General features: G+C 59.3%; 17 protein-coding genes. 8 read left to right on the plus strand and 9 right to left on the minus strand.

Features of this window, described 5'->3' with window-relative positions; all coding sequences use genetic code 11:
• Positions 1–102: 102 nt before the first annotated feature.
• Together ilvN and ACVWY8_RS00625 are read left to right on the plus strand one after the other, a co-directional pair.
• Positions 103–627, plus strand: coding sequence for an acetolactate synthase small subunit (gene ilvN / locus ACVWY8_RS00620; RefSeq protein ID WP_414374441.1), 525 nt, complete (start codon positions 103–105; stop codon positions 625–627).
• Between the two features lie 53 nt (positions 628–680).
• Positions 681–1,283: a hypothetical protein gene (locus ACVWY8_RS00625; RefSeq protein ID WP_457392495.1), complete on the plus strand. Its 603-nt coding sequence runs from the start codon at positions 681–683 to the stop codon at positions 1,281–1,283.
• A gap of 25 nt (positions 1,284–1,308) precedes the next feature.
• Here the strand turns inward: ACVWY8_RS00625 and ACVWY8_RS00630 are convergent, their stop codons facing one another.
• Positions 1,309–2,055, minus strand: coding sequence for a DUF3120 domain-containing protein (locus ACVWY8_RS00630; RefSeq protein WP_457392492.1), 747 nt, complete (start codon positions 2,053–2,055; stop codon positions 1,309–1,311).
• Positions 2,056–2,207: 152 nt separating this feature from the next.
• Between ACVWY8_RS00630 and ACVWY8_RS00635 the strand changes: the two genes are divergently transcribed.
• Positions 2,208–3,251 (plus strand): glucokinase, encoded by a 1,044-nt coding sequence (locus ACVWY8_RS00635; RefSeq protein WP_414344654.1) that lies wholly within the window; start codon positions 2,208–2,210, stop codon positions 3,249–3,251.
• Between the two features lie 270 nt (positions 3,252–3,521).
• A complete protein-coding gene (locus ACVWY8_RS00640; RefSeq protein WP_457392490.1) occupies positions 3,522–4,526 on the plus strand; it encodes a methyltransferase domain-containing protein in 1,005 nt (334 codons plus the stop codon).
• Here ACVWY8_RS00640 and ACVWY8_RS00645 read toward each other — a convergent pair.
• The 3 genes from ACVWY8_RS00645 to ACVWY8_RS00655 form a co-directional block, all read right to left on the minus strand.
• Complete coding sequence (locus ACVWY8_RS00645; protein ID WP_457392487.1) at positions 4,463–6,190, minus strand: helicase HerA domain-containing protein; 1,728 nt, start codon at positions 6,188–6,190, stop codon at positions 4,463–4,465. The genes ACVWY8_RS00640 and ACVWY8_RS00645 overlap by 64 nt on opposite strands.
• A gap of 31 nt (positions 6,191–6,221) precedes the next feature.
• Entirely contained in the window at positions 6,222–7,025 is an 804-nt protein-coding gene (locus ACVWY8_RS00650; RefSeq protein WP_457392485.1) for an Ig-like domain-containing protein, read from the minus strand.
• 255 nt (positions 7,026–7,280) lie between these two features.
• Entirely contained in the window at positions 7,281–7,649 is a 369-nt protein-coding gene (locus ACVWY8_RS00655) for an AbrB family transcriptional regulator (protein ID WP_011432615.1), read from the minus strand.
• 328 nt (positions 7,650–7,977) lie between these two features.
• Between ACVWY8_RS00655 and coaBC the strand changes: the two genes are divergently transcribed.
• Entirely contained in the window at positions 7,978–9,216 is a 1,239-nt protein-coding gene (coaBC, locus tag ACVWY8_RS00660) for a bifunctional phosphopantothenoylcysteine decarboxylase/phosphopantothenate--cysteine ligase CoaBC (RefSeq protein ID WP_414383204.1), read from the plus strand.
• An 89-nt stretch (positions 9,217–9,305) separates the two neighbouring features.
• On the opposite strand, the gene sppA is transcribed toward coaBC, so the two are convergent.
• From sppA to ACVWY8_RS00685, 5 genes are all read right to left on the minus strand, one after another.
• Positions 9,306–10,112, minus strand: a complete 807-nt coding sequence (sppA, locus tag ACVWY8_RS00665) for a signal peptide peptidase SppA (RefSeq protein ID WP_011432617.1) — start codon at positions 10,110–10,112, stop codon at positions 9,306–9,308.
• 74 nt (positions 10,113–10,186) lie between these two features.
• Entirely contained in the window at positions 10,187–10,891 is a 705-nt protein-coding gene (gene fabG, locus ACVWY8_RS00670; protein WP_457392482.1) for a 3-oxoacyl-ACP reductase FabG, read from the minus strand.
• A 105-nt stretch (positions 10,892–10,996) separates the two neighbouring features.
• Positions 10,997–11,845: a 16S rRNA (adenine(1518)-N(6)/adenine(1519)-N(6))-dimethyltransferase RsmA gene (gene rsmA, locus ACVWY8_RS00675; protein WP_457392479.1), complete on the minus strand. Its 849-nt coding sequence runs from the start codon at positions 11,843–11,845 to the stop codon at positions 10,997–10,999.
• 75 nt (positions 11,846–11,920) lie between these two features.
• A complete protein-coding gene (locus ACVWY8_RS00680; RefSeq protein ID WP_457396712.1) occupies positions 11,921–13,666 on the minus strand; it encodes a sensor histidine kinase in 1,746 nt (581 codons plus the stop codon).
• Positions 13,667–13,710: 44 nt separating this feature from the next.
• Positions 13,711–14,844 (minus strand): PIN domain-containing protein, encoded by a 1,134-nt coding sequence (locus ACVWY8_RS00685; RefSeq protein ID WP_457392473.1) that lies wholly within the window; start codon positions 14,842–14,844, stop codon positions 13,711–13,713.
• Positions 14,845–15,065: 221 nt separating this feature from the next.
• On the opposite strand from ACVWY8_RS00685, the gene ACVWY8_RS00690 reads away from it, so the two are divergent.
• From ACVWY8_RS00690 to nth, 3 genes are all read left to right on the plus strand, one after another.
• Positions 15,066–15,308 carry a NifU family protein gene (locus ACVWY8_RS00690; protein ID WP_011432622.1) on the plus strand — a complete coding sequence of 81 codons (243 nt, stop codon included), beginning with the start codon at positions 15,066–15,068 and terminating at the stop codon, positions 15,306–15,308.
• Between the two features lie 145 nt (positions 15,309–15,453).
• Positions 15,454–16,551: an RIP metalloprotease RseP gene (gene rseP, locus ACVWY8_RS00695; protein WP_457392470.1), complete on the plus strand. Its 1,098-nt coding sequence runs from the start codon at positions 15,454–15,456 to the stop codon at positions 16,549–16,551.
• A 6-nt stretch (positions 16,552–16,557) separates the two neighbouring features.
• Positions 16,558–17,262, plus strand: a complete 705-nt coding sequence (gene nth / locus ACVWY8_RS00700) for an endonuclease III (protein ID WP_414407429.1) — start codon at positions 16,558–16,560, stop codon at positions 17,260–17,262.
• Positions 17,263–17,356: the final 94 nt, after the last annotated feature.

A 17,356-nucleotide genomic window follows, 5' to 3' on the forward strand; every position in this document is an offset into this window, starting at 1 on the left:
CCGCAAAATTGGCGTAAAATTTCCTTAGAGTATGGCTGTTCCAAGTCCATTCTGCCCACTTCCCCAACTGCTGCTCAGCTTTTTCTTTATCCTCTGGTTGCCGTGAAACACACCCTCAGCGCCCTCGTGCAGGATCAGCCTGGCGTTTTAACCCGCATTGCGGGGATGTTTGCCCGTCGCGGCTTTAACATCGACAGCCTCACCGTTGGCCCCACCGAACGACCGGGGATCTCTCGCATCACCATGGTGGTGCAGGGAGATGAACACGATGTGGAGCAGATGACGAAGCAGCTCTACAAGCTCATCGACGTGCTGAAAGTTACCGATATCACCCATGTTCCCTGCGTGGAACGGGAGCTGATGCTGGTCAAGGTCAATGCCAGCCCCGATACCCGCTCCGCCATTATGGATGTGGCCCAAATGTTTCGCGCCCGGATTGTGGATGTGGCGGAGGAGTCTTTGACTCTCGAGGTAACCGGGGATCCCGGCAAAATGGTGGCCATCATCAAGATGTTGACCAGCTTTGGCATCCGTGAGATCGCCCGTACCGGCCTGGTGGCTCTCACCCGCGAGTCCGGCGTGAATACGGAATACCTGAAGCAACACCCCACCCTAGTCACCATCTGATGGCCCCAGGAGAAGCGATGCCGAAGTCGGGGTGGAGGGGCCAGGGATCGGTTGTGCGCGGCGCACTCAGCCTTGTGGCTATTGTGCTGGTGGGGCTGCTGGCCGGCTGTGGCCCCAGGCCGCCAAAACCGATTGTGCAGCAGGCCCTTGCCTATCAGATCGCTCATGTGTCCGGGCCGGTGGGATCCTTGGTGGGCAGTGACCAGCTAGCAGCCCGCCTGCAATTGCAGGATGTGAAAATCCGCCAGGATCGCCGTGAACCCTTGCTGTTGGCCTCAGGAGAAACCCTGGAAGGCCATCACCTCAGCGGCACCTACACCCTGAGCGTGCAGCCGCCGGGATCCCGCCGCCCCTATCGCCGCAAAGGGGATCCCTTCCAGCTCACCCTGGCCCACCAAAAGGCACAAACTGTTGCTACACAACGCTCGCCCGACCGCGTCAAAACCGTGCCCGAACGGTGGCTGCTGGCCTACAGCTCACCGGATTCCAAGACTTGGGAGGTCATCGACTTTCTGCCTCAGCCCGCACCGGCACCGGAGTTGCCTCCTGCCGGGCCAGAACCTACACTGCCGGCAACTGCACCTGCTGCCGCCGACGTTGGCAGGACGGAGTCCGATGGAGCTCCCAGCCCTACCAATACTTCTACTCCCACCTGAAGCAGAGTTATGGGGATGTCCCAGCTCACCGCAGCAGAGCTGCCCCCCAGCCAAATAGCCCATCCACCAACAGGGTATTCAGCACTGCTCCCGCAAATGCCCAATGGTGCAGGCGGCGGGATCCCTGGACTCTCCACAATCCAACACCCAGCAACAGAAGGCCCAAGCCGATGCCCCAACCCAGGCCCCAGGGGGTAGCCATTTTGTCGAGGGCCGCCCTAAAAGGGACAACCGCCTGCTCCAACCGGTCAAACTGCATCGCCTGCCGCCACTCAGGCAGCAGCCCCACCGAGTGAATGTAGAGATCTGTAACCGCCGTACCCCACAGGGAGCCGAGATAAAACCAGGTACCGATGCGGGCAAATCGTCGCCGTGTCCCCCACCAGACAATCGGGATCCCCAAGGCTTCCATGGGCATGTGCCAAAGAGGCTCAAAGCGCAGCCATCCCCAATACAGGGATCCTGCCAGCCAAGTCAGGGTAAAGCCGTACAGCAAATCTCCCCACAGGCGGGTACGGGGCTGTGAGTAGAGATGCAAACTAAGGCCCAACCAGCCCAAAGACATCACCAAACTGACCCAAGGGGCATATCGCACCAGGGGCGCTTGCACAAAAACCGGCAGGCACACCAGCAGAGCTGCCACTCCCCCAATGGCATGGTGGGATCGAAAACGCCTTTGAGCCGAGAGAGGGCGGGGATCCAGCCCGGCCAAACGCTCAGAGGACAGCAGAGGCTCATCTTGGAGAGGGGGTAAAAAAGGTGTAGAAGACAAAATGCAATATTAAAAACCTTTACATCAGTTAACATAGCACCTTCTTTGCCCTTCCCTCTTCTCCCCAGCAGGAGCGGGGAAGCCTTGGGGGCCTGGCATTCTCTCTCCAGAGATGTCAGGGTGGGAAGGAGGTGCTGGCCGGAGGAAACCGTATGGACTTGCTTTTGGCAGGAGATATCGGGGGCACCAAAACCAGCCTCAGCCTTGTCAATGCCGAGGATCCCGAGCACAGCCTTTACCACTGCCGCTATGCCAGCCAAGATTACGCCAACCTCGCCCCAATGGTGGGAGAGTTTCTGGCCCAGGCTCGGCGGGAGCTGGGGCGAGATCCACAGCCTGCTGCCGCCTGTTTTGCAGTGGCCGGCCCCGTCATGGAAACAAGGGGCTCAGGGTCTGAGGGACAGACTGCCAAAGTGACCAACTTGCCCTGGGATCTGCAGTCGAGCCAATTGGCCGCAGAGCTGGGGATCCCGCGCGTAGCCTTGATCAACGACTTCAGCGCTGTGGGGTATGGCGTGCTTGCCCTCGGCGACCAGGATCTGGACACCTTGCAAGTGGGTGAGCGTCAACCGCGGGCTCCGATTGGCGTGATGGGAGCAGGCACGGGTTTGGGGCAGGCTTACCTTACCTGGGGAGAAGGGGGTTACCAAGTTCATGCCAGCGAGGGCGGTCACGTGGACTTTTCCCCGCGCACCCCTCTGGAGTGGGAGCTCTTGAGGTATTTGCAAAAACGGCACGGACGTGTCTCCACCGAGCGGGTGGTCTCGGGGCAGGGGATCGTTGCCATTTATCAATTTTTGCGGGATAGCCAGTGGGGCTCAGGAGAAGAACAGCTGCTGGCCCAAATTGAGGCTTGGGAAAAGGGAGCTAAGCATATTGACCCGGCAGCCCAAATTGCCAATGCTGCCATGGAAGCACGGGATCCTCTGGCGGTGGAGTGTCTGCGGCTTTTCATCAGCCTGTACGGGGCTGCAGTCGGGAACTTTGCCCTACACCTATTGCCGCGCGGGGGCCTGTTCATCGCTGGGGGGATCGCGCCCAAGCTCTTGCGCCTACTGCATCAAGGGGAGTTTTTGTCCTCGTTTTTGGATAAGGGGCGGATGCGTCCTCTTCTGGAGCAACTGTCGGTGCAGGTGGTGGTGAATGCGCAGGTGGGGCTGAGGGGAGCTGCTCGCTACGCCGCCAACCTTTGGTAGGGAGCAGCCGCTGCTACTGAGGTTGCCGCCCCGGCCCAGCAGGCGATCGCGGCAATCCCAATGGGTGCTGGAAAATCTCGCCCAGCTGCCCTTTGCCGGGATCCCAGACTCCATCTTGAGCCAGCAGATGGGGCAAGATGGGATTGCGCCTTTGCTGGGCTGGATTGGCAGACCCCACACCGGAAAGCACTCTGCCTGTGGCTCCGCCATCCAACTGACAATGATCGCCACCACGCAGAGGGACTTCATAGAAACTTCATGGTTGATCCGATGAATCCAATCTTTTGGGCTTTGGGCATAGCTGTGCTGCTGGCCGTGGGCTTGGCAGCCTATCTGTTGACTGCTCGCAAATACGAGTCTCCCGCCTCTGTGGCCAAGTCTTACGACGAGTGGACTCGGGATGGGATCCTAGAGTTTTACTGGGGCGAACACATTCACCTAGGCCACTACGGCTCTCCTCCCCAACGAAAAAATTTTCTGCAGGCCAAGCACGACTTTGTCCACGAGATGGTGCGCTGGGGGGGGTTGGATCGACTGCCTGCAGGGACAACCGTGTTGGATGTGGGCTGCGGCATTGGTGGGAGCTGCCGCATCTTGGCCCGCGACTACGGCTTTGTTGTAACCGGTATCACCATCAGTCCTCAGCAGGTGAAGCGGGCCCAGGAGCTCACCCCCCCTGATCTGCCTGTCCAGTTTCAGGTGGCAGATGCCCTCGACCTGCCCTTCCCCGATGCCAGCTTCGATGTGGTGTGGTCCATTGAGGCAGGGCCTCACATGCCGGACAAGGCCCGCTATGCCCAAGAGATGCTGCGGGTGTTGAAGCCAGGGGGGATCCTGGTGGTGGCCGACTGGAACCAGCGGGACGACCGGCAAAAGCCCCTCAACCTGTGGGAACGGCTGGTGATGCGGCAATTGTTGGATCAATGGTCGCACCCTTCCTTCTCCAGCATCGAAGGCTTTGCCGAGCAGTTGGAGGCTACTGGCCTGGTGGCGGGACGGGTAGAAACCGCCGACTGGACTCAGGAGACCCTTCCCTCTTGGCTGGATTCCATCTGGCAGGGCATTGTCCGTCCCGAAGGGTTGCTGAAGTTTGGCTTGGTGGGCCTGATTAAGTCGCTACGGGAGGTGCCCACTTTCTTGCTCATGCGCCTGGCCTTCGGCACCGGCCTCTGCCGCTTTGGCATGTTCCGAGCGGTGCGGGCAGCTTGTGCTCACAGCCCCAGCTCGGACTTAGCCTGTTGGGCGGCCAGGAGCACCTCCGCATCCTCAGCCTGAGACCAGTCAGGATCGGCAATTTCGGCGTAGAACCGCTGGTCGTAGGGGCGGGTTTGCACCACCACCGGCATGGGCACAGCGTGGCCGAGAAGGAGGGCCTGTTGCTTGGAATCCAACTTGGCCAGCACCGTTTTCAAGTTCTGGCTGCCCGCCACCCCTGTGAACACCGCCTCGATATCTTGGTCGTCGTTGAGGAGTGCCGTAATGCGAGTGCCCAACTGCGACATCACTTCGCTGTCGATGCGGGAAGGGCGCTGATCCACCACTAGCAGCGTGACAAAGTACTTGCGCATCTCGCGGGCAATGGTGCCGAAAATGGTCTGCTTGGCTGCCCGCGGATTCAAAAAGCGATGGGCCTCCTCAATGGTGATGCACAGTTGACGGGGCTTGTCGAGGGGATTTTTGGATTGCAAGTACCGCTCCGTCTGGTGCACGTAGGCCTGGTGAATGCGGCGGGTGATGACGTTGGCAGCCAACATGTAGGAAAGCAAGTTGGACTGGGATCCAAACTCGATAACCACGTGAATGCCGCGGCTGAGGGCATCCAAAATCTGGCCGATGTAGTTGTGGGGCAGGGTGCTGCGGATGTACTTGAGGTTGTCAAGGCGGGTGAGCTTGCGCTGCAGGGCCATCATCGAGGCTTTGTTGCCCATTTTCTGTTCGCAAAACTCTTGAATCTCGGCGTTGGAAAGGCTCAAGAGGCGGCTGATCCAGTCGCGGCCAAACTCGTTGCGCAGGATAATGGCGTTTTCCAGGCTGGCTTCCGATAGGTTCAGCTCCTCTGCCAACAGGGCCAGATCCTCCACCTCGATCTGGTTGTAGGCGATGAAGAGCTCCTGCGCATCCCGCACCCCTCGCCGCCGGGTGGAATCGGGATCCAGGGTATAGATCTGTACCTGACCGGGAAAGAGCTGCCGCAAGCCTTTCACAGTAGTGGCGTGCTTGTCTTCGCTGGCTGCCTCCCAGCCGTACTCGGAGTGCATGTCAAAGATCAGGTTCACCGCCGCCCGTTTGCGGATGATACCGGCCAGGATCAGGCGGGCTAGAAAGGACTTTCCGGTGCCCGATTTGCCGAAAATCCCGTTGCTGCGCTCCACCCAGCGATCCAAGTCCAAACAGATGGGCACAGCCATGTCGAGGGGCTGGCCGATAGCAAAGTTGCGCCGCTCCGGGTCGTCTTCCCAGCCGAAGACGGTGCGAAAGTCCAGTTCCCGTGCCTCATACACTTGCGAAAAATGGGCGGGCACTGTTTTCACGGGCAGCAGCTCCATGGCGCCAGCGGAAGGGGGTTCTTGGCCGAGGGGAGCTGCCAACGCTTCTGGCCGTTCGGGATTGACCAGGGGATACAGCCTTTCCCCTTCCGTTTGCCGCGGCACCAACATCAGCATCGGGGTGAGGGCAATAATGCCGTAGGTGCCGGTACCGGCCAGCACCTCCTGCAGCAAGGTCTCTTCCGGGCGGGGGGGATTGACCAGAATTTGGGGGTTGCTGGTTTCTAGGGTAACGTCAGTAAGCAGGCCAAAGAAGCGGTTGCGCTGCCCCTGGATCACCACGAATTTGCCCACCCGCAAGTCTTCTACCGAGACACCGGGATTGAGGCGAGCTTCCAGCCCTCGACTCAGGGATCCCTGAATCACGGTAGCCAAAGGTTGAGGAGGGGTCATGGCAGTGGGGGTTGGGTTCCAGATGCCTTATTCAGTTGCCCATCTGTAAGCGGGCGCTGGTGCGGGAGGCGCCATCCTGCACAATCCAGGTGCGGACGATCTCCACTTCCTCGGGTGTCCAAAAACCTAGACGGGACAAGGGCAGCCCGCGGGCTTGAATGTAGGCAATCTCAGGGGATCCGCCGCGAGCTTGGGGGCGATTGGGGTTAATGGCGTTGAGGATGTAGGCGTGGCGGCTCGTCCACCGGGGATTGATCAACTCGCTATTGGGATCCCCGGGCCTGACATAGGCCATCGTGGCCTCATAACTGTCCAGCAACTGGGTGCGCTGCCGTCCTGCCGGCTGATGGCAACCCACACAACTGGCTTCTAGCAGCGGTTTGACATCCCGTTCGTAGGTAAATTGCGGTTCGGTGCGAAAACTCAGCTGAATGGCCTGCTCGAGGGGCAGCCCCTCTTGGGGAGAAAGCGTGAGGGTGTAACGGGTGCTAAAGCGCAAGGGATCCCGAGGCTTAAGCAACAACTCGTCTCCCTGCACATCAAAAATAACCGCTGCCGGCGGATCCAACTGAACCGCCAGACGTTGTAGATTGGGATCCAGTGGCCGATTGAATTGCAGCCGAATGACTCCATCCACAAAAACATCCTGCTGTTCGGGGGTAGGCTGGGAAGACACCCACTCCAAAAATGCCTGACTTTGAGAAGCATTCGACTGAGGCCAAACTTGCCGATGAGACTCGATGACAAAGAACGCTGCTGCCAACAACAACAGCCCCGCCCAAGTTCGCCACCGCCGCCAATGGCGAAAGACATTTTGTACGGTCGGAGTGTTCATTGTTGCAGACTCAATTCAACTGTTGTCAGAATAGCGAACTTGCCCACACTTCAGTCATTGATGAGGTACAAACTGCCAGGGATCCCCAGCGGATCATGAGGATCCCTTGTTTGAAAAGTAGAAAGACAATGAGCACCGGAGCGAAGGGAAGAGGTCGCTGCTCCCAAGCCCCTAGAGGCCGAAAGGAATACCAAAGGCTTTACCCAAGCTGAGATGAACTCACCAGCAGGGAAAAGCATCCAGGGAGACAGCAAATCAGTTGACCCGCTCCAGCTTGATGTTATGGTGGCCCAGCTTGATCTCGAACTCATCTCCGGGCTTGAGGCCCATCTTCTTGGTGTAGGCAGCTCCAATCAGGAGGTTGCCATTCTTATGAACCGAAACCCGGAAGGTAGGAGCGCGGCCACGGGATCCATTTTCGTCACTAGCGCCGAGATCCACGCCAACGGCCTTCAACAGGGCGTTGTTAAACTGCATCAGATTCACTCGCTCCTGACCATTCTTGGTGTAGGTGACATAACCACAGGCGCGAGCTTTTTCCTTGCGATCCGCATTTCCCATTGAAGTTACCTTGTCGAGGAGCTCTTGGCCAGTGAGTGGTTTTGGTTTACTGGTTGTAGCCATATCGAGATGGTTTTAGGGACAACTGTTAGTGTAGCCAGAAACAAACAGGGATTGCAACAGAGTTTGATCCAATTCCTTCTTATTACAGGGAATAAGTCAGCGACCGCAATGGGATCTGAGGGGTGGTTGCGCAAAACAGCAGTGGGGAATTCCCTCTAAAGGCCAGAACCTGTGGGGGAGACTTTGGCTGAAATTGGGTAATGACAGATCCTCAGGCCCTATTCTCGACAGGGTCAAAAGTATCTTTGGGCGAGGGATCCCCGCTTTGCCGCCGGAATTGAGCAAAAGCAGGGAAACTGGAAACAAGGCTGTTTGCGTGTCACTCAATATGGATCCCTTTTGGTCGGGGCGGCGTCTCCTCATTGGGGTGAGCGGGGGGATTGCTGCTTACAAAACGGCAGCTTTGGTGTCTGCTCTGGTGCAGCAGGGAGCAGAGCTCAAGGTGGTTTTGACAAAAGCTGCGGAACATTTTATTTCTCCTTTGACTTTTGCCACCTTGTCCCGCCAGCCGGCTTTTACGGATGCCGCCTTTTGGCAAGCAACACGAGGACGACCGCTGCACATCGAGTTGGGGGAATGGGCGGAGGCTCTCCTCATTGCGCCCTTGTCGGCCAACACCTTGGGCAAGTTGGCTCATGGGCTGGCGGATAACTTGCTCACCAATGTGGTTTTGGCTTCCCGGTGTCCGGTGGCGGTGGCACCGGCTATGAATACGCAGATGTGGAAGGCGGAGAAGGTGGCCGAGAATTGGCAGCGGCTACACCAGGATCCCCGTTTTTGGGCCTTGCCGACGGCCAGTGGCCGCCTGGCCTGTGATGCGGTGGGGGAAGGGCGCATGTTGGAGCCGGAGGCGCTGCAGGAGTATGTGCGGGCTTTGCTCTGGACAGCGGGGAAAAAAGATTGGCAGGGCAAGCGGGTGTTGGTGACGGCGGGGGGTACACGGGAGCCCATCGACGCGGTGCGTTTTATCGGCAACCCGGCCAGTGGTCGGATGGGCGTGGCATTGGCGGTGGCGGCAGCCTGCCGGGGGGCGACAGTGACGCTGGTCCATGGGCCGTTGGGGATCCCCTTTGATCCAGCGCCCTTCGCCATTCGGGCCATTCCGGTGGAGACGGCAGCCCAACTGGAGGCGGCTTTGCAGGCGGAATTTCCCCAGGCGGATCTCTTGTGGATGGCTGCTGCTGTGGGGGATGTGCGCCCCTCTCAGGTTTACGCGGGGAAGCTGCCCAAAGCCGATCTACCCCAGATGTTGCCGTTGGAGCCGATCCCTGACCTGCTGGCAGCTCTGGCCCGCCACAAACGCCCTGGCCAACGCCTCATCGGCTTTGCCGCCCAAAGTGGGGATCCCTTGCCACCGGCCAGAGAGAAGCTCCGCCAGAAGGGCCTGGATGCTATTGTGGCCAACCCCATCGACCAACCGGATAGCGGCTTTGGCAGCAGCCACAACCAAGGCTATTGGATCCCCCAGCAGGGAAGTCCAGAGCGGATCCCATTGGCAACCAAGCCAACCCTGGCCCACCGGCTGCTGGATCTGGCCCGGCAATTGGAGTTGGGCTACTTTAGTTAAACTCCCTCTCCCTCTGGAAGAGGGGCCGGGGGTGGGGGCTGTGCGGTACAGAACGCTAAACTTCCCGGAATAGCTGTTCGCGAACTGCCTCAAGAACCTGTGTAAAGCCACAGGGGCAAGCCCGAGGTGCTCACTTCAAACTGCAGACGGGCCAAGGCTTCTGCTGCCGGCAGAAATCGAGACCAACCTCTGCGCCGGGGGAGCAGGTCGTAGAACTTCGCATCCGTCGGCAAACCGGCCAGCTCTGCCGCCCAAAGGCGGGCATCTTCCTCTGTGCCCAAGCGATCCACCACACCCAAGTGAAGGGCCTGCTCTCCGCTGAAAATGCGGCCATCGGCAAAAGTTTTGACCACATTCAAACTCAACTTGCGGGCAGCAGCAACCGTCTGCACAAACTGGCCGTAGGTAATGTCGATCAATTCTTGCAGGATGTTTCGCTCTTCTGGGGTCAGCTCGCGATCAAACGAGAGAATATCTTTGTAGGGGCCAGACTTAATCACCTTAAATGAAATCCCCACCTTATCCAGGAGGCGTTCGATATTATTGCCTCGAATGATCACGCCAATGCTACCGGTGATCGTTCCTGGGTTGGCGACAATTTTTTCGGCTCCCATGGCAATATAAACCCCCCCAGAGGCGGCAATGTTGCCAAAGCTGGCGACAATACGGGTGCCCTTTTTCTCTCGCAAACGCAAGAGGGCATTGTAGATTTCTTGGGAGTCGGCCACCGTCCCGCCTGGACTGTCGATGCGCAGCACCACAGCAGGGATCTGGTTTTCTTCCACTTCTTTCAGGGCCTTGAGAACCCGCTCGCGAGTTTTGCCATCAATGGCCCCTGCCACCTCAATGCGACCGATTTGCCGGCGCAAACCACCCAAGAATAATCGCTTCAGCATGGAAAAGAACTGGATAGGGATAAGTGCATATTCTGTATCATGAATGGCGGCTCATGGCTTGGTCAACCAGTTGCCTAGACGTTGCCATACACCGGGATCACCGCCCCTCGCAGATCCCGCGCTGCTTCTGAGACCAAAAAGGCAATCACCTGCCCGATGGACTCTGGCTTGACCCACAGCTTGGCTCGCTCGGATCCCATGGCAGCTCGGTTGGCCGGCGTGTCGATGATGCTGGGCAGGATGACGTTGGCCGTGATGTCGGTGCCTTGGGTTTCGGCGGCAATGGTGCGGGTCAGGGCCACCACCCCCGCTTTGGAAGCGCAGTAGGCGGCCAATTGCGGGCCCGGCTCCACCGCTCCTCGGGATCCCACCGTTACAATCCGCCCATAGCCCTGTTGCCACATTCTGCGCAGGCTGTGCTTGCAGGTCAGGAATGTGGTGGTGAGGTTGAGGTCGAAGTCGCGATACCAGTCCGCCAAGCTGTACTCGTGGGTGGGGCCCATGGCAAAGCCCCCCACCAGGTGGATCAGCCCATCTACGCGGGGTAGGTCGGCAATGACGCGGGCAACCGCCGCCTCATCTGTTAAATCCACTTGCACAAAGCGAACCCGATCCAGAGCATTGGCCGGCAGGCGCTCCCGCAAAATGGCAAGATCTTTCTCTTGGCGATAGGTCAAGGTCAGCTCTGCGCCGCTGGCCAGCACCACGGGAACCACCCCCAAACCCAGCCCGCCTGTGCCGCCGGTCAAGAGGATTTGCTTGCCTTGGTTGCCCTGCATGGATGCACCTGCATTGACGAAAGGGATCCAGAACAAGATCGGGAAGGGACTTCAAAAACCCCAGAGGATGTTTGGGTTCGTCCAACTGAGCTTCCCTCTCTCACCCTACCCCGGTTCCTGCCCCTCTTGAAGAACAACAGCCCTTTTGGGCGCTTTCTCCAGCAGCAGGTCGCTCAAGGCCAGCCAGTGGGGCAGATCCAGCTCTTCGGCGCGGGCATCGGGGTTGAGGCGGAGCTGAGCCAAAGCTGCTGCGACCACCTCTCGCTCCACCAAGCTTCCCAGGGCATTGACGAGCTTCTTGCGACGGGTGGAGAACCCCTGCCGGAGGAGTTGGTGAAACCAGCGGGGATCCCGGGCGGGGGTGGGGGCGGGGCGGGGGGTGAGGCGAATCACAGCAGATTCCACCTTGGGGGCGGGCTTGAAAGCGGTGGGGGGCACCCTGCAGATCAGCTCGCAATCGGCCAAATACTGCGTCCGCAGGCTCAGAGCACCATAGGCTTTGCTGCCGGGGCCGGCCTGCAAGCGCTCGGCCAGCTCTTTTTGCACCAGAAGGACAATGCGCTCGAACTGCCGAACCGGCTGGGCCGGGGATCCCAGTACCTTTTCCAGGATGGATCCGGTGAGGTTGTAGGGAATGTTGGCCACCAGCAGGCGGGGTTGAGGGGGCAACGGCAGGCGAAGAAAATCCCCTTCCACCAGGTGGAAGCGGGGCTGGTCGGCGAAGCGCTTTCGCAGCAGTCGGCACAGATCCCGGTCGATCTCCACCGCCACCACCTGGGCGCCCTGGGCCAGCAATCGCCGCGTCAGTTGGCCGGTGCCGGGGCCGATCTCCAGCACCCAAGTGGGATCCGCGTCTCCCTCTAGATCATTCAACTGGGCAGCCCGCACAATCGCCTCGTGAACAGCGGGATCCTTGAGCCAATGCTGACCAAACCGTTTACGAGGATAGGGCATGGGGGAATGTTCGCGCAGTGCTGCGCCGCAACCGAGAGGTACCCAGAGCGGTTGAAGGAGAAATGGCCGGGTGGGTCATCGCTTGGCTGAGTTGGGAACAGAAATCAAGGTGGGATCCGCATCCTCAGGTCTATCTCGGGCGGGTTGAGCAGGGAGCGCCTCTGGGTTCGGATCCCCGCTCAGGAGCGGCTTGCGGTAGAGGGGCACCGTAAAGGTGACGGTGGATCCCAGCCCTTCGCCCAGGCTGTAGAAATTGATTTCCCCTCCCATCGCCTCCACCAGGCGTTGGCTGATGGCCAGGCCCAAGCCCGTCCCCCCATATTGGCGGGTGGTGGAACCATCCACCTGTGTGAAGGCCTGAAACAGTTTTTGCTGCTTTTCCAGCGATACCCCGATCCCGGTGTCGATGACGCGGATGCGGGCCAACCCCGGATTGCCGGGCAGGATATCCGCCCGCACGGTTACTGAGCCTTTGGGGGTAAACTTGATGGCATTCCCCACCAAATTGAGCATCACCTGCAACAGGCGTTGGTAATCGCCCAAGAGCAAAATCTGATCCGAGGTGTTGGGCAGGTGGAAGCTCAGTTGTAGGCCCTTTTGGCTGGCCTGCAGGCTAGTCTTGGCCTCCACATCCTTAAACAAAGCTCGCAGGTCGCAGGGCTGGAACTCCAACTGCATTTTGCCCGCCTCGATCTTGGCGATATCCAGCACATCGTTGATTAGGGCCAGCAGGTGCAGGGCAGAGCGATAGGCCTCTTGCAAAAAGTCCAGCTCCTCTTCGCGGTTTTCGGCCATCCCGTCCAGCACCAGCTTGATAAAGCCGATGATCCCGTTGAGAGGGGTGCGCAGCTCGTGGGAGGTGTTGGCCAAGAATTGGCTTTTCAGTTGGTTGGCCGATTCCGCTTGGGCACGGGCCTGCTCCAGCTCCTTATTTTTCTGACGCAGAGTTTGGTTGGCTAACTGCAAGCGGGTTGCCAGTTGGCGACTTTGATCCAGCAAAATGGCGTGGGCAATGGCTGCGCCCAGGTAGGTGGCAATGCTCTGGAGTACCTGAATGTGGCTTGGCTGCCAAACAGGAACCCTGTTCGGATCCAGCATTTCCAGCCAGAGCAGGCTGTTGGCGTAGCCCTGGTAAGACATGGCAATGGCCAGATGTCGCCCCGCCTCCACCGGTTCTTCCTGTCTGAGGGCCTGCAACAAATGGGGGTAATCTGCCAGCTTCAGGGTCTGGTGGAGCAGGGAGGGATCCCCAGGATGGCGGCGGTACTCGGCATTGACCGTGAGGGAGTCTTGCCCCACCTCGTAGAGGGCCATCAGGCAGCGATCTACCTCAAACAGTTGCCCCAACTGCTCCACGGTCTGCTGGCACAGTTGCCGGATATCCAGGGAATGCCGGATGTTGCGCACCAACTGCGTCGTGATCCCCTGTACCGGATCGGCCGGGAGAGCATGGGGCTGGCTGTTGGGGCTGCTGGTTCCTCCGGCCAACGCAAAAGGCGTAGCCCCCAGCAACTTGCCCACTGCCGCAACCGCCACCACCTCCCCTTCCATGTCCCGTACAGGGTTGAGCGAAAGATGCAGATGCAACTTGTAGCGGGGCGAGAGCACCTGACATTCGTAGGAGAGGGGATCCCCGCTTGCAAAGACCTGGTTGAGCTTGGCTTCGTACTCTCCAGCGTTGGCCACCTCCCAGATTTGCTGTCCGCTCACGATGTGCTGAGGGTGGATGCCATATTTCTCGGCATCTTCCCAGTAAAAACTCCAGAAGCGCCTCTGGCGATCCTGCGTGTAGAACATCGGAGTGGGTCGGAGGGCGCCCATTTGGGATGAAGCCACCATTGCGCTAGGGGAACGTAGGCCAAAACTCAGGTTTTTCCAGAGGAAGCCGGGCTGGCCGGATCAGAGGCCGGGCGGGTTAGTGGGGCAGAGTCCTTGTTGAGGCGGGCGAAGATCATGCGGCCTGCTGAGGTTTGAATGGCGCTGGTCACAACCACAGAGCGGGTTTTGCCCACAGAGCGCTGCCCTTCTTCCACCACCACCATGGTGCCGTCTTCCAAGTAGCCCACCCCTTGACCTGGCTCTTTTCCTTCGCGGGTGATCTTGATATCAAAGCTGTCGCCGGCAACATAGATGGGCCGCAGCGCCTCGGCCAACTCATTCACATTCAGCACCTTGACCCCCTGCAGAGCCGCCACCTTCTTCAGGTTGTAATCGGTGGTAAGCAGCGTTCCCCCCACGGTTTGGGTGAGGCGCACCAGCTTTTCGTCCACAGTGCTCAGATCTGGATAGTTGGCTTCGTGAATAACGAAACGATCGGGGTAGGCCTCTCGCAAAGACTGCAGGGTATCCAAGCCTTTGCGGCCCCGCTCTCGTTTTTGGGCATCGGCTTTGTCGGCAATGGTCTGCAATTCCGTCAGCACAAAGCGAGGAACCACCAGGGTTCCTTCCAAAAAACCTGTCTCGATTAACTGAGCCACTCGGCCATCGATGATGGAGCTGGTGTCCAAAACCTTGGCGCTGGCAGCCACCACATTGCCCTCCGCCCAGAGGGCTGCCTGCAAAGCATAGTTGGGGTTAAACAGCCGCAGCAGCGAGGGGCCGTGGGTATCGGCCAGGCTGACCCCCAGGTAAGCAAAGGCCAAGCTGAAAAAGACCGAAGCCAGCGGCTCGAGGAACCTATTGAGTTGGGGGGGCAGGGGCAGCAAGTAGACAGGAGCCATGGCCAGATTGGCAATCACCAAGCCGATCACCAACCCCACCGAGCGGCTGATCAACACGTCCGGCGGCAAGGAGCGCACATTGGCCTCAAAGCGACGGTAGCTCCAGCGCACCAGGGATCCCAAAGCCAGTCCTGCCAGCACGCCAAAGCCGCTGGTAACGACACGGGCTCCTTCCACATTGGCCCCCTGAATGGCGGCAGGAGGGAGCAGATCCAGGCCATAAAACCCGAGGCCAGCTCCCGCCAACATGAAGATCATGACCAGTAAAGCGTCTAGCATAAGAAAAAAGACGGCCCTGCTGAGTGGGTGATGCTGCTGGGAATAGGCAAATCTGCTTCCTACTCATTCTAGTCGTCTGGTGTTGGAGGGATCCGGACAACCAAGCCAGCCCTCCCCCAGAAGGATTCAGACTATGCTGAAATCATAGCGATCCCTTGCCAGCTTGAGGGATCTGTGGAGAAACCGCTACAATCCAAATCTCAACGAGGCTAAAAGCAACCATGGCACAAGCACTGGAACTCAATACCGAGAACGTCGAGAAAGTCCTGAACGAGCTGCGTCCTTACTTGATGGCCGATGGGGGCAATGTGGAATTGGTGGAAATCGATGGCCCGGTGGTCAAGCTGCGCTTGCAGGGGGCCTGTGGAGCCTGCCCCAGCTCGACCATGACTCTAAAGATGGGCATTGAGCGCAAGTTGCGGGAGAGCATTCCCGATATTTTGGAGGTGGAGCAGGTATTCTGAGGGGCCCTGTAGGTTTTTGTGAGATTCCTTTAGAGTTCTTTATCATGTGTTGGATTATGTGCCTTGATAAATAGCCTCGATAAATAGCCTCGGGTGGCTCTCTGCTCCCCACTTCTTTCTTCTGTGCCTTCTTCAGAGCTAGCGCATGTCTGTTCTCCTCTCCATCGCCATTCTCGCCCTGCTGATCCTGGTGCATGAGGCAGGGCACTTTGCGGCAGCCAAACTCCAAGGGATCCATGTCAACCGCTTCTCGCTGGGGTTTGGGCCGGTGCTGTGGCGATACCAGGGCAGGGAGACAGAGTATGCCATTCGCGCCCTGCCGCTGGGGGGCTACGTGGGCTTTCCTGACGAGGATGAACACTCTCCCTACCCCCCCGACGACCCGGATCTGCTGAAAAACCGCCCCGTGCTGGATCGCCTGGTGGTGATGAGTGCAGGGGTGATGGCCAACCTGATCTTCGCCTATCTGGTGCTGGTGTTGATGTTCGCCTCGGTGGGGATCCCCTCGGTAACGCGCCTCCATCCCGGCATTCTCATCCCTCAGGTGATGCCCGATAGCCCGGCGGAGCGGGCCGGCCTGAAGGCAGGGGATGTGGTGTTGCAGGCAGCCGATCGCGATTACAGGGGGATTGCCGACGAGACGGCGGCCTTGGCAGCTCTGAACGATTTTCAGGTGCTGATCCGCAGCAGCGAGAACCGGCCCATTCCCCTGGAGGTGCAGCGTGGGGAAGGGGATCCCCTGCAGTTGACGGTGATCCCAGAGGCGCGGGGAGAGACGGTGGCCATTGGGGTGACCTTGGCCCCCAATCAAGAGGTGACCTTGCGCCCCGCCCAGAGCGTGGCCGAGATCCTCACGGAGGCGGGAAATGCCTACCAGCGGGTGGTGATGCTCAATCTGAACGGCCTGCAGCAGTTGGTTCAGAATTTCCAAAGTACGGCCACCCAGGTCTCCGGCCCGGTGGGGATCGTCAAGATTGGGGCGGATCTGGCCCGCGATGACGCTGCCAGCCTGTTTAATTTCACCGCTTTGATTAGCATTAACCTGGCCTTTCTCAACCTGTTGCCCCTGCCTGCCTTGGACGGGGGACACATTGCCTTTTTGATCCTGGAGGCGATTCGCGGCAAACGGCTGCCCAAGCATCTGGAGGAGCGGGTGATGCAGACGGGCTTGGTGTTGTTACTGGGATTGGGGGTGGTGCTGATCTTCAAAGACACCCTCGCCATTGTGACCGGGTCAGGCTAGGGGAAGATGGCCAGCAAACGGGCCCTGCGCCAGCGGGCTTTGGAGATCCTGCTTCGGCTGAAGCGCCACTACCCCAACTCCACCTGTGCCCTCCACTACCAGACGCCGCTGCAGCTCTTGGTGGCAACCATCCTCTCGGCTCAGTGTACGGATGAGCGGGTGAATCAGGTAACGCCGGAGCTGTTTCGTCGCTTCCCGGATGCCCAGGCCCTGGCGACAGCGCCGCGAGAGGAGATCGAGGCTCTCATCCATTCCACCGGCTTCTATCGCAACAAGGCCAAACACATTCAGGAAGCCTGCCGCAGGATCCTAAGCCATTTCGGTGGCCAAGTGCCCCGCACCATGCCGGAGCTGCTCACCCTACCCGGCGTAGCCCGCAAGACGGCCAATGTGGTGTTGGCTCATGCTTTTGGCATCCATGCCGGGGTTACCGTCGATACCCATGTCAAGCGCCTCAGCCGCCGCCTCGGCCTCACTGAGCACGAGGATCCCGTGCGCATCGAAAAGGATCTGATGCAGTTGTTGCCGCAGGCGGATTGGGAGAACTGGTCTATCCGTCTGATCGACCACGGGCGGGCCATCTGCACTGCCCGCAGGCCTCTGTGCCAGCAATGTTTTTTGGCGGATCTCTGCCCCAGCGCTCCTCTTCTGGGATCGGCTGCACCGGCCGAGAAAACGGATAAAAAAGCTACAAAAGCCTCGCCGGCCTGAGATGATGGTTTCTAGGCGCCCCGCGTGGCTGAGCCCCCCATTCTTCCGGCGCTTGTTTTGGCCGCCTCTCGCCCTAGAATAAGCTCCATGCAGG

It is taken from the genome of Thermostichus sp. OS-CIW-32 (genome assembly GCF_054060415.1).

Excerpts from the sequence above, each read along its gene's own strand:
- ACVWY8_RS00635 (WP_414344654.1), top strand. The coding sequence starts at position 2,208 with ATGGACTTGCTTTTGGCAGGAGATATCGGGGGCACCAAAACCAGCCTC.
- ACVWY8_RS00640 (WP_457392490.1), top strand. The coding sequence starts at position 3,522 with ATGAATCCAATCTTTTGGGCTTTGGGCATAGCTGTGCTGCTGGCCGTG.
- ACVWY8_RS00645 (WP_457392487.1), bottom strand. The coding sequence starts at position 6,190 with ATGACCCCTCCTCAACCTTTGGCTACCGTGATTCAGGGATCCCTGAGT.
- ACVWY8_RS00650 (WP_457392485.1), bottom strand. The coding sequence starts at position 7,025 with ATGAACACTCCGACCGTACAAAATGTCTTTCGCCATTGGCGGCGGTGG.
- ACVWY8_RS00655 (WP_011432615.1), bottom strand. The coding sequence starts at position 7,649 with ATGGCTACAACCAGTAAACCAAAACCACTCACTGGCCAAGAGCTCCTC.
- coaBC (WP_414383204.1), top strand. The coding sequence starts at position 7,978 with ATGGATCCCTTTTGGTCGGGGCGGCGTCTCCTCATTGGGGTGAGCGGG.
- sppA (WP_011432617.1), bottom strand. The coding sequence starts at position 10,112 with ATGCTGAAGCGATTATTCTTGGGTGGTTTGCGCCGGCAAATCGGTCGC.
- fabG (WP_457392482.1), bottom strand. The coding sequence starts at position 10,891 with ATGCAGGGCAACCAAGGCAAGCAAATCCTCTTGACCGGCGGCACAGGC.
- rsmA (WP_457392479.1), bottom strand. The coding sequence starts at position 11,845 with ATGCCCTATCCTCGTAAACGGTTTGGTCAGCATTGGCTCAAGGATCCC.
- ACVWY8_RS00680 (WP_457396712.1), bottom strand. The coding sequence starts at position 13,666 with ATGGGCGCCCTCCGACCCACTCCGATGTTCTACACGCAGGATCGCCAG.
- ACVWY8_RS00685 (WP_457392473.1), bottom strand. The coding sequence starts at position 14,844 with ATGCTAGACGCTTTACTGGTCATGATCTTCATGTTGGCGGGAGCTGGC.
- ACVWY8_RS00690 (WP_011432622.1), top strand. The coding sequence starts at position 15,066 with ATGGCACAAGCACTGGAACTCAATACCGAGAACGTCGAGAAAGTCCTG.
- rseP (WP_457392470.1), top strand. The coding sequence starts at position 15,454 with ATGTCTGTTCTCCTCTCCATCGCCATTCTCGCCCTGCTGATCCTGGTG.
- nth (WP_414407429.1), top strand. The coding sequence starts at position 16,558 with ATGGCCAGCAAACGGGCCCTGCGCCAGCGGGCTTTGGAGATCCTGCTT.